The 10,357-nt window shown below is 67.1% G+C and carries 8 protein-coding genes and 2 pseudogenes; 7 read left to right on the top strand and 3 right to left on the bottom strand.

Going from position 1 to position 10,357, the window contains the following annotated elements; all coding sequences use genetic code 11:
- The first annotated feature begins 143 nt into the window (after positions 1–143).
- From QSK31_RS48035 to tuf, 4 genes and pseudogenes are all read left to right on the top strand, one after another.
- Complete coding sequence (locus tag QSK31_RS48035) at positions 144–515, top strand: hypothetical protein (protein WP_285691916.1); 372 nt, start codon at positions 144–146, stop codon at positions 513–515.
- Between the two features lie 455 nt (positions 516–970).
- Positions 971–2,566: an SGNH/GDSL hydrolase family protein gene (locus QSK31_RS48030; RefSeq protein ID WP_285691915.1), complete on the top strand. Its 1,596-nt coding sequence runs from the start codon at positions 971–973 to the stop codon at positions 2,564–2,566.
- A 119-nt stretch (positions 2,567–2,685) separates the two neighbouring features.
- Positions 2,686–3,275: pseudogene (locus QSK31_RS49395) on the top strand (transposase); the annotation flags it as partial.
- Between the two features lie 384 nt (positions 3,276–3,659).
- Positions 3,660–4,850, top strand: a complete 1,191-nt coding sequence (tuf, locus tag QSK31_RS48025; RefSeq protein ID WP_285691914.1) for an elongation factor Tu — start codon at positions 3,660–3,662, stop codon at positions 4,848–4,850.
- A gap of 628 nt (positions 4,851–5,478) precedes the next feature.
- Here tuf and QSK31_RS48020 read toward each other — a convergent pair.
- Together QSK31_RS48020 and QSK31_RS48015 are read right to left on the bottom strand one after the other, a co-directional pair.
- Positions 5,479–6,318 (bottom strand): IS3 family transposase, encoded by an 840-nt coding sequence (locus QSK31_RS48020; RefSeq protein WP_285691913.1) that lies wholly within the window; start codon positions 6,316–6,318, stop codon positions 5,479–5,481.
- The gene (locus QSK31_RS48015; RefSeq protein ID WP_285691912.1) at positions 6,315–6,632 is read right to left on the bottom strand and encodes a transposase; all 318 of its coding nucleotides are present in this window, start codon (positions 6,630–6,632) and stop codon (positions 6,315–6,317) included. Before QSK31_RS48015 ends, QSK31_RS48020 begins: the two co-directional genes overlap by 4 nt.
- A 164-nt stretch (positions 6,633–6,796) precedes the next feature.
- Here QSK31_RS48015 and QSK31_RS48010 point away from each other — a divergent pair, with 164 nt between their 5' ends.
- Positions 6,797–7,174 (top strand): transposase, encoded by a 378-nt coding sequence (locus QSK31_RS48010; RefSeq protein ID WP_285691911.1) that lies wholly within the window; start codon positions 6,797–6,799, stop codon positions 7,172–7,174.
- Between the two features lie 575 nt (positions 7,175–7,749).
- Here the strand turns inward: QSK31_RS48010 and QSK31_RS48005 are convergent.
- Positions 7,750–8,718: an NmrA family NAD(P)-binding protein gene (locus tag QSK31_RS48005; RefSeq protein ID WP_285691910.1), complete on the bottom strand. Its 969-nt coding sequence runs from the start codon at positions 8,716–8,718 to the stop codon at positions 7,750–7,752.
- A gap of 102 nt (positions 8,719–8,820) precedes the next feature.
- Between QSK31_RS48005 and QSK31_RS48000 the strand changes: the two genes are divergently transcribed.
- Positions 8,821–9,633 carry a helix-turn-helix transcriptional regulator gene (locus QSK31_RS48000; protein ID WP_285691909.1) on the top strand — a complete coding sequence of 271 codons (813 nt, stop codon included), beginning with the start codon at positions 8,821–8,823 and terminating at the stop codon, positions 9,631–9,633.
- Positions 9,634–10,005: 372 nt separating this feature from the next.
- Positions 10,006–10,161 (top strand): annotated as a pseudogene (locus QSK31_RS47995) (IS5/IS1182 family transposase); the annotation flags it as partial.
- Positions 10,162–10,357 lie beyond the last annotated feature (196 nt).

The raw sequence follows: 10,357 nt of genomic DNA, 5'->3' as shown, positions 1-10,357 counted from the left end.
CTCGCGATACAGACGCACAGCACGCGCCCTCAGTTCGTCGGGGTACTTCTTCGGTGCGGCCACAGAACGTCCTCCCCATGATCAGTCGATCATGTTTGAGAGGCTCCACCAAACCGGGGGGAACTCAACTCGAGCTGGAACCGATGACCGACGACCATCAGGTCTGGAGCGACTGGCTGGCCGGAAAAGGGTACCGGGACGCCCCTCTGCGTCGATTGCCGAACCGGGTGCTGCGGGCTTCGCTGCCGGGCGGGGCCTTCTTCGGCGGCCGGATGGAGTGGTGGCGCCTGGGTTCCTTCGAGACCAGAAAGCATTCGTTTCTTCAGGTGTGGTGCGAGGACGAGGAGGCTCGGCGCACCGCAGTCCTGGAACGAACAGCCACCCGAATCCGGGGCCGAACCATACAGAATTCCGACGAGATAGGTGCGATATTGACCGAGCAAGCGGCCCTTCTCGACGTCGCCACCCCGAGCGTCGACGAGGTCAGATCCAACAGATCCGAGGAGCCGGCCTGAGCGGCGGCTCAACGCCACTTCCGGCCCGGGCTGGCCTGCAACCGCACGGTCACCGGCACCGTGACCGAACTACTCGACTGACACCGCTGACGAGGTGCGCCGGGGCGCGAACCATCTCCCGGCCCACCTCCAACGGGCCGACGCGCAACGAGGGGTGTGCTGCCGTCCCGGCGCAAGCGCTTTAGGACGTGCGAGCCGCGCTCACCCTCGGTGCGTCCCACCAGTTGTACCCAACAGGGCCGAGTCTTGTCGGTCCGACTCATCTACGGTCACCTTCCGGCTCCGCGCAGCCCCGTTCCTGGGCTGTCGCTAGACCGGATGCACCGGGCTCCCCTCATCGACCGACATGCGCGAACGATACGGCAGGCGTCACTCCGTCGTGGGAAGCCCATCGGCTCGTCCTTCGGCCGTGGTCGGCGATGGTCCGGACGCACGGCGGCTGGGATCGTCGACTGGTGCGAAAAGTCCTTCTCTCCCTCAGCTCGGCGGCCGTGGTCGCCGCCGGAGCCATCGCGGCGATCGGCAATGCCGACGCCGCCGAAATCGTGACCGCGGTCGGTTACGGCAGCGACGGGTGGTCCTACCAGCAGGTGACGCACGGCGGCGGGGCAGGGTTCGAACAGTCCGGGTACGCGCCGGCTGCTTTCTGGGCCACCGGGCGGGCCGCCTTCGGCACGACCGGCGGCACCTGCTCGTGGAACAACGGCGACCGGGTGCACACCGGATGGGGCGCCGACTCCGACATGTTGCTGCGTCGGTCGTTCCGGGTGCCAGCCGGCGTCCGCAGCGTACGGATCACCGGGGCGGTCGACAACAACGCCGACGTGTACGTGAACGGTGCGCTCGTGCAGCACGTCGAGAACGGCAACTGCGCGGCCGACGGGATCGCGGTCGACGCGCCGGTGGGCAGTGACAACCTGCTGGCCGTCCGGGCGGCCGACACTGGCGCCGAGACCTTCGTGGACCTGCAGGTGACCTACACGCCCAGCCCGGTGGGGCCGGGACGGTATGTCGCGCTCGGGGACTCGTTCGCCTCGGGGGAGGGTGCGTCCGAGCAGTACTTCACCGCGGGCACCTCGCTGCCCGACCCGTCGACGGGCGGGCGCACCACGACGGGTTGTCACCGGTCGGTGAGCTCCTGGGGTCAGGGAGTGTTCGCCACGGCGAAGGCAGCCGGCCTGGTCGACCGCATGGATCTGGTTGCGTGCTCGGGCGCCAAAGCCATCGATCTGTTCAACGGAAACACCACCTACGTAGGGTCGGGTGCTTCGCCTGAGGCGCCGCAGATTCAGGCCGTGACGCCGCAGACGACGCTGGTCAGCCTTTCGATCGGCGGCAACGACGCCGGTTTCTCGGACATCCTGAAGGACTGCACTTCCGGCATCAAAGCTGGCGCGTACGACTGCCGCAAGAAGAACCGCAAGGCTGCGGCCCTCGCCGAGGCGGGCCTGAAACGACTCCGTTCCGAGGGCTTGGACGTGCCACGGCCGTCTACCTACATCGGCAACGGCAATAAGATGCTGCTGAGCCAGGTGTACGCCAACGTCGCGCTGGCCATGGCGCCGGGCGGCACTCTGGTGGTCACCGGCTATCCACGGATGTTCGCCGAGTCCCGGTGGGGCTACGACCGCAGCGGCCTGACGTTCTCGTGCAAGGTCGGCACCAATTCGGGTGGCGCCGGCGGCGTGCTCAACTATCGGGTGAAGTACGAGGACGCCCAGTGGCTGAACGGCCTGGCCGACGACATCAACCGCGCCATCGGCAGCCACGTCGACGCGGCCAACACGTACCTGCGCGGGCGGGGCCTGGCCGTCAAGGTGGTCTTCGCGCCGAGCAGCGGGCAGTTCACCAACCACCGCCTGTGCAGCGGCTCCAAGTGGTTCAACGGCGTCCAGTTCCCCGGCGACCCGCGGGCCATGAAGCAGTTGCAGACGAGCATGCACCCCAACCTGGCGGGCCAGCAGGCCTACTGCCGGGCGGCGGTGGCGGCCCTGCCGTCGCGCCCGGCGGCCCGGTGCACCTTCGACACGAAGACGCGCCAGTATCGCTAGACGAGTAAGTCCTAACGGGCGCTGGTCGTGTGACATACACACGTGGGGTGCGCACGTGGGCCTGTCACGCGTAGAGCTAGGCGCGGGTAAAGGCGAAGGGTGTCGATGATCCGTTTGCGACGACAGACCTCAACACCCCTTCTCACCGCACTGTACGTGAAGATCGATGACTGGCTCGGACAGCCTCGCCGGACGGGCCGGCCACCGAAACTGTCCAACGCGTCGCACTCCCGGTTCTTCTGGGGCCCGCGCCTGCACCTGATCTGCACACCCGCGGGCCTGCCGATCTCCTGGTCCCTGGCCACCCCCGAAAGAAGACAGAACGCCAGGTGTTGACCGCGCCGCCCTGGAACAAGACGCCCACCTGCTCGCTGCCCGGCCTGGTCAGCTGACCATCGCGGACAAAGGCTACGTGTCAGCCGAGTTGGACCGGCTGGCTCGCCGACCGCGGAATCCGGCTCCTGCGGCCGTCCTACCGCAACCGGACCCCGCACCCCGGCGAACACCTGCTCAAACCGGTCCGGAAGCTCATCGAATCAGTCAACGACACCCTCAAAGGCCAACTCGACCTCGAACTACACGCCGGCCGCAGCATCGAAGGCGTCACCGCCCGCATCGCCCAACGCATCCTCGCCCTGACCGCCGCGATCTGGCATAACCGCACCACCGGCCAACCCGTGACAGGTCATTGATCGCCTACGACCACTAACCACCGTTAGTACTTACTCGGCTAGATCGCGCAGCCCTCCCCGAGACGTCCTGTGGTACCCGACGCCTCCCGCGGGCCGACTGGAACGCTGACCTTCGTTGCACGCCCGTGATCGTAGACTGCGTAGGGAATTCAGTCGCGTGGGTGGGCGTTGGGGCCTACCGTGACGCTCATGTTCGTGCTCGGTTTGCAGCTGCCCCTCGTGGTGGCTCCCGTGTGCGTGTTTTCCGGCGCTGATACGCGAGTCTGACCCTTCCCCATCGGCAGCAGAACCCGGGGGAGGGGTGGCTGGGTTGTGCCCTGGGTTCTGACGCCTCCCCGCTTGGCGACGGGGTGGTGTTTCCCCTGTTATGCCTTGCATCCAGTAAGGATTTGGAAGAGATCATGGCGAAGAGCCAGTTTGTTCGTAGTAAGCCGCATCTGAATATCGGCACGATGGGTCACGTCGACCATGGGAAGAGCACTCTGACGTCGGCGATCACGAAGGTGCTGTCGGACCGTGACCCGGTGGCCAACCGGTATGTCGCGTTCGAGGGGATCGACAAGGCGCCGGAGGAGGCGGCCCGGGGGATCACGATCACGATCGCGCACGTCGAGTACGAGACCGCGTCCCGGCATTACGCGCACGTGGACATGCCGGGTCATGCCGACTACGTGAAGAACATGATCACCGGCGCGGCGCAGGTCGACGGTGCGATTCTCGTGGTGTCGGCGCAGGACGGCAGCATGCCGCAGACCCGTGAGCATGTGCTGCTCGCGCAGCGGGTCGGGGTGCCGCATCTGGTGGTCGCGTTGAACAAGAGCGACATGGTCGACGACCCGGAGTTGCTGGACCTGGTCGAGCTGGAGGTTCGTGAGTTGCTGTCGCAGTACGGGTTCCCCGGTGACGAGGTTCCGGTGGTGCGGGTAAGCGCGCTCAAGGCCCTCGAGGGCGACCCGCGTTGGGTGGCGTCGGTGGTCGAGTTGCTGGACGCCGTCGACGCATACGTGCCGATCCCGCCGCGGGAGCTGGGGGAGCCGTTCCTGATGCCGATCGAGAACGTGCTGTCCATCTCCGGCCGCGGCACCGTCGTGACCGGCAAGGTCGAGCGTGGCGTGCTGCGCGCCGGCGAGCCGGTCGAGGTGGTCGGCCTCGGTCCGACCGTGATGAGTGTGGCGACCGGTCTGGAGACGTTCGGCAAGGTACTGGAGTCGGCGCAGGCCGGTGACAACGCCGCGGTGCTGCTGCGAGGGGTCAAGCGTGAGCAGGTGCAGCGGGGCCAGGTCCTCGCCGCGCCGTCCAGCGTGCGGCCACACACGGTGTTCCGGGCGCGGATGTACGCCCTGACGAAGGAGGAGGGTGGCCGGCACACGCCGTTTGCGGCGGACTATCGGCCGCAGTTCTACTTCCATACCACTGACGTCTCCGGTGGGCTGCACCTGGGCGACCGGGACCTGGTCATGCCCGGCGACACTCTCGACGCGGTCACCGTGACGCTGGGCAAGGCGGTCGCCCTGGAAGTCGGTCTCGGGTTCGCGGTGCGTGAGGGCAACCGCACGGTTGCCGCCGGCACCGTGACCGAACTGCTGGACTGACACGACTGACGGGTGCGCTGGGGCTCGAATCGCCCCGGCGCATCCCGGCGGGCCGACGCGAACTGACACTCGTCGGCTCCAAGAGCAGGATTTGAATGCGGTCAGGGATCACGAACAACCCGGTCGAGGTCAACGGTCAGCACGGCGTTAGATTTGTTGGTGCGGATCCGTTTGATCAATCTTCGGAATCCGGGGCGGATTACGCGTAAGGCGGTGGTGCCATCTGGTAACCGCACCTTTCGCCGCTTGTAGGCTGATGCGGGTTTTGGTCTACCGCCGCGCATGTCGTTCTCGATGATTACCTCGCCCACGGTCCAGTGCAGGCGAGCGGCACGCTCGCGCAGCTGGCGCTCGTGCTCGACGAGGCCTTTGCTCTGATCGTCTTCGTAGAGGTCGTCGGCCCGCAGATCCGACAGGCGAAGGTACAGGTCAGCGATGGGCTAGATTCGATGCTCATCCATCTAGTTTGGTGTCCTAACTCCGTCGTCGGCACCAGCCGGCCGCCGGTTCCCCGGCAGGTTGATCAGCACGCCGCGGACAGGACACTCACCGTGCAGGTCAACGCCCTATCGGGTCACACGAGCGTGGCCGCGACCACGGTGAGGAACGCCGTCCCGGGGCCGACAGATCAACGCATTGGCACCCGAAGGCCAGTCGTAACTCGAGTCAGACCCCGAGACGACGCCCGGCGATCATCATGCCGCAACCAGTCAGGGCCACTCGTATGACGGGTCAGGCACCCGGGTCGGCGTTCCTCAACCACCATGCTGGACTGAGTGTCGTAGGAGTCGCCCTTGGAGCCGACCGAGGCGACAGCGCCGGCCTCGGCGAGCCGCTGGCTGTAGCGAATCGCTCGATATTGGACTCCCCGGTCGGAGTGATGAACCAATCCGCCCAGCTCAGCGCCCTGATTCTGACGGCGCCACACAGCCATCTTCAACGCGTCGAGAGCCAGGTCGGTGTAGAGCGAGGTGGCGACCTGCCAGCCGACGATCATGCGGGAGTACACATCCAGGACGAACGCGGCGTACGCCCAGCCCACGCTTGTGCGTACGTAGGTCAGGTCCGCGACCCACAGCTGGTTCGGGCGTGCCGCGGTGAAGTCGCGTTTGACCAGGTCACCGGGGCGTCTGGTCTCGGCTGCGGGCCGGGTCGTGCGTGGTGACTTGTCGCGTAGCAGCCCGGCCTGGCGCATGAGCCGTTCGACGGTGCACCGGGCCACCGGTTCGCCGCGGCGGTGCAGCTCGTGCCAGATCTTGCGGGCGCCGTAGACGTCATAGTTCTCCCGGTGGATCCGCTCGATCGTCTCGGTCATGTCGGTGTCGCGCACCGCGCGGGTACTGGCGGGGCGGGTCTTGGCGGCGTAGTAGGTCGACGGTGCGATCTGTGCCGGCGTGCTTTCAAGCGCCTGCAGGACCGGCTGGACACCGTGTTCAGACCGTTGGGAGTCGACGAAGGCGACCTTCATCGCGACGGACGGTCCAACTCCGCCGCGAAGAAAGACGCCGCGGACTTCAGGATCTGGTTCGCCCGGCGCAACTCACGATTCTCCCGCTCAAGGGCGGCGAGACGTTCCGCGTCGCTGCTGGTCGTGCCCGGCCGGTCACCAGCGTCGATCTCGGCCTTCTTCACCCACGTCCGCAACGCCTCCGGATGGACCCCGAGCTGATCAGCGATCCGTCGGATCGCACCGACCGCGCTCGCCGGGTCCCGGCGGGCCTCGACCACCAGCCGGGTCGCACGCTCACGCAGCTCATCGGGGTACTTCTTCGGTGCCGGCATAGCTGAATCTTCTCCCAGGTTTCGATGTCTCCATCAAACCCGGTGCGAGACAAGGGGTAACCACCCCGATCGTCAGGGTCGCCGGACGCGGCGGCCGTAAACTCTCCCTCGCCGGCATCGTCGCCTACCGTGCCGGACACCAGCCGCGCATCATCTACCGCACGATGCTCCACCGAGGACGTAAAGGCGAACCGAAAGGCTTCGGCGAAGACCACTTCGCCGATCTGCTCGACGCCGCCCACCAGCAACTACGCGCTCCGATCGTGCTGGTCTGGGACGGCCTGCCGGCACACAGGTCCGCCAAGATGTGCGCCCTGATCGCCGCCCGGCCATGGCTGCACGTCTACCGGCTGCCCGGCTACGCCCCCGAACTCAACCCCGTCGAGAACCTGTGGTCCAGCCTCAAACGCAGCATGGCCAACCTCGCTCCCGGCGGCATCGACGATCTACTCCAGGTGGCGAAGAACCGGCTCAAGCGGATGCAGTACCGGCCCACCCTCGCGTACGGATTCCTCGCCACCAGCGGCCTGGCACCACCCTGACCCTGACCCCAAAAGCTCAGTAAACGGCTTCGAAGTCCACCCCGCAAGATTCACGAGGTGGTGCGCTGCGTACCGGCCCATATCCACCAGATTGAAGCCGGCTTCGCTGTTACGGAGCTTCAACCACTGGTTCACTCGCGTTATACCTTCTGGCATCGCCTCGACGAGCCCGCACCGTCTGGCAGTCCCGGCACGACACCGCCTTTGTCAGGGCCGCTTGCCACCCTCACCGCCATTGCGCAGGTCAGGCTGCCCCCAGGCTTCAACCGGACCGCTGCGAAGACCGGTCGGGAAGGTCTCTCACCCTCCTCGATCAATCAGCGCTACATGGCGCAAAGCTCCGAGGCGAAAACACGCTCGCGGCCTTCAGGATTTCGTTCGCACGACGCAGCTCCGCGTTCGGGGCTTGCAGTGTGGCCAGGAAGGTCGTGAGCCCATCCAGATCCAGGTCGGCGAGCCCCGCGACCAAGGTACGTGCGTACCGCACGGAGGGCCACGAGGCCTTGGACGCTCTGGCGGAGCGCACGTTCGAAACCCTCGCTCCGCTCGAACGCCTTTCGTCAGGCTCTGCGTGCTCAGGTCGGGGCCACTGCCCGCCGGAACTCCTCGCGGTGCTCGGTGATCCACTCCGGGAGCGACTGGAGCGCGGGGTTGAGCTGCCGGAGGCGGCCGAGGTCGCGATGGGCCAGGAACGCCTCGGCGGCCTGCGTGTAGAACTGGAACATGGTGGCGGCCTCCGGGTGCGCGGAGGTTCGCAGCGCCTCGAGCGGCACGGCCTGGTAGGTGACCTCCTCGCCCAGCACATCGCTGAACATGCGGGCCATCTGCACCCCGGTGACATGGTCGCCCGCCAGGCCGACGGTTCGCCCGACGAAGCGGTGGCCGGCCTTGAGGATGGCGTAGGCGGTCCGCCCGATGTCCCGCGCGCTGACCAGAGCGGCAGTGCTGTCACCGAAGGCCAGGCGCAGGACGAGCTTGCCGTGCTCGTCGCGGACAGGACCTGCGCCAGCGCGCAGGAAGTTGTCGTAGAACGAGGCCGTGTCGAGGAACGTGGTCGGCACGCCCAGGTCGGTGAAGTATCTGTTGCTCATCGCCTTGGCGTCGAAATGCGGGACCGTGAAGCCGTCCTCGGACGACGGCACGTCGATGCCCAGGTGGGTGAAGTGGGGCCGGGTGTCCTCCAGCGTCGACGACACGACGTGCCGGACGCCGGCAGCCCGGGCGGCGCGCGCGGCGACCGCGTACTGGTCCATCTCCCGCTTGGCCCGGCTGCGTACGGCCGCGTCCTCCGGTGTCTGCGGAGCCCACGTGTTGGTCACCACGAAAGCGCCGTACGCCCCCGCAAAAGCCCGGGTGATGCTCTCCTCGTCCTCCAGGTCGGCCGCGACGATCTCGGGGAATGCGTCAGCCGACACCGACGCGGGGGTACGTGTCAGGGCGCGGACGGTGAACCCACCCTCGGGGTCGTCCAGGATCGCCCGGGCAACGGCGCCGCCCTGCTTACCGGTCGCTCCCAGTACAGCGATGATCTTTTTGTCAGTCATGCCGCAACCGTGCAACGGATCCTGGCCCGGCGCCGCACCCTGTCGTGGGTACCCACGGCAGGGGATGGCAGGGACGCCCATCATCGGAGGATCATTCGGAGAGTGAGCGAACTCGGTGACTTCCTGCGGTCCCGCCGCGCGGCGCTGACGCCGGAGGCGGCCGGGGTGGCGACCTACGGCACCCCACGGCGGGTGCCAGGCCTGCGCCGCGAGGAGGTGGCCATGCTGGCCGGGGTGAGCGTGAACTATTACACCCGTCTCGAACAGGGTGAAAGCCACCAAATGTCGGAATCGGTGCTGGCGGCCATCGCGAACGCGCTGCACCTGGACGGGAGCGAACGGCTGCACTTGCTTCGCCTGGCCTGGCCGATGCCGGTCGTCCGGCGCGGGCGTGCAGCCGAGACGGTCCGGCCCACCGTGCTCGCGCTGGCGGAGAGCAACACCGAACAGGCCGTGCTCATCGTGAGCCGGCGAACGGACCTGCTCGGCGGCAACCGGCTGGCCCGTGCCCTGTGGGGCTTCGGCCCCGGCCCTCTCCCCAACATGGCCCGCCAACTGTTCCTGGAGCCGTCCTCGCGCGATCTGATCGTCGACTGGGCGCGGCGGGCCGCGGGGATGGCGGCGCATCTGCGGATGGCCACCAGCGTCGAGCCGGACGACCCGGAGATGGCGGAACTGGTCGGCGAGCTAAGCATCAAGAGCGCCGAGTTCGCCAACCTGTGGGCCACCCACCCGGTGGCGGAGTGCTCGCACGCGATCCACGAGTTCGACCATCCAGCGGTCGGCCGGTTGACGCTGAACGAGGAGAGCCTGGACCTGCCCGGCGGCGCCGGGCAGCGGGTCATCTTCCTCGGCGCCCAGCCGGGCTCGGACTCCGCCGGCCGGATGGGCATGCTCGGCTCGCTGTTTCCCTGAGTGAGTGTTTCTGAGGGTGTCGGACGGCGCGTCCGCGGTGATCTTCTGGCAGACGGGAGGGTCTGCGGATGGGTCGCCAACGTGCCCATCCGTCAGACCTCTGAAGTTCCACCCCGGGACCGGACACCGGAGTTTCATGCCGCGAGGGCGATGGGTGGACGGTAGCAGACACGTGCTTCGCGTGGTGTCTGGTGTTTCAGACCCTGGTGGTCTGCTCTTCCTGCCACAGCCTCGCCCATACCGGGCAGCCAGCCACACCGCTCACGCAGTAGTCACTGGAGAGCCGGACGATCGGGAACCATCAAATCCGGTTCGGCGGGAGGCCGCGCGGAAAAGGACCGGCCCCAACGGCTGGCACCTCGCTGCGCGGCCCGCCCATCGGGCTGGTTGATGCTGCACCGCAGACTCGTCCGCGACTATGAGACCCTGCCAGCCAGCTCGGAAGCCATGATCCACATCGCGATGATCGACAACGTCAGCCGCCGAATCACGGGCGAATCCACCCCTACCTGGCGAGGCACATACTAGTAGATCAAGAACAAATCGAACGCCCTCTGAGAACAGCACATCGACCGTGTCCGTCGAATCGGGTCAAGCTCAGAGGGCAGTAAGTGCCCGCCTGCCGCTTTCGCGGGTTGTGGTGTGCTCGGCCCGGTTCCAGGTGTTTCGTCGTCGCTCGATGGCGTGACGTGGTGGGTGTGGCTGAGGTCGGGCACGCTCGTGG

The sequence above is a fragment of the Actinoplanes sp. NBRC 103695 genome, assembly GCF_030269485.1.
In the GTDB taxonomy this organism is placed as follows: domain Bacteria; phylum Actinomycetota; class Actinomycetes; order Mycobacteriales; family Micromonosporaceae; genus Actinoplanes.
Note: the sequence above shows the minus strand (reverse complement) of the source record. Positions and strands in the feature narration are given on the sequence as shown.

What these genes read in the sequence shown, in the direction of transcription:
- QSK31_RS48020 (WP_285691913.1), bottom strand. Translation starts at nt 6,318, where the DNA reads ATGAAGGTCGCCTTCGTCGACTCCCAACGGTCTGAACACGGTGTCCAG.
- QSK31_RS48010 (WP_285691911.1), top strand. Translation starts at nt 6,797, where the DNA reads ATGCTCCACCGAGGACGTAAAGGCGAACCGAAAGGCTTCGGCGAAGAC.
- QSK31_RS48035 (WP_285691916.1), top strand. Translation starts at nt 144, where the DNA reads ATGACCGACGACCATCAGGTCTGGAGCGACTGGCTGGCCGGAAAAGGG.
- QSK31_RS48005 (WP_285691910.1), bottom strand. Translation starts at nt 8,718, where the DNA reads ATGACTGACAAAAAGATCATCGCTGTACTGGGAGCGACCGGTAAGCAG.
- tuf (WP_285691914.1), top strand. Translation starts at nt 3,660, where the DNA reads ATGGCGAAGAGCCAGTTTGTTCGTAGTAAGCCGCATCTGAATATCGGC.
- QSK31_RS48015 (WP_285691912.1), bottom strand. Translation starts at nt 6,632, where the DNA reads ATGCCGGCACCGAAGAAGTACCCCGATGAGCTGCGTGAGCGTGCGACC.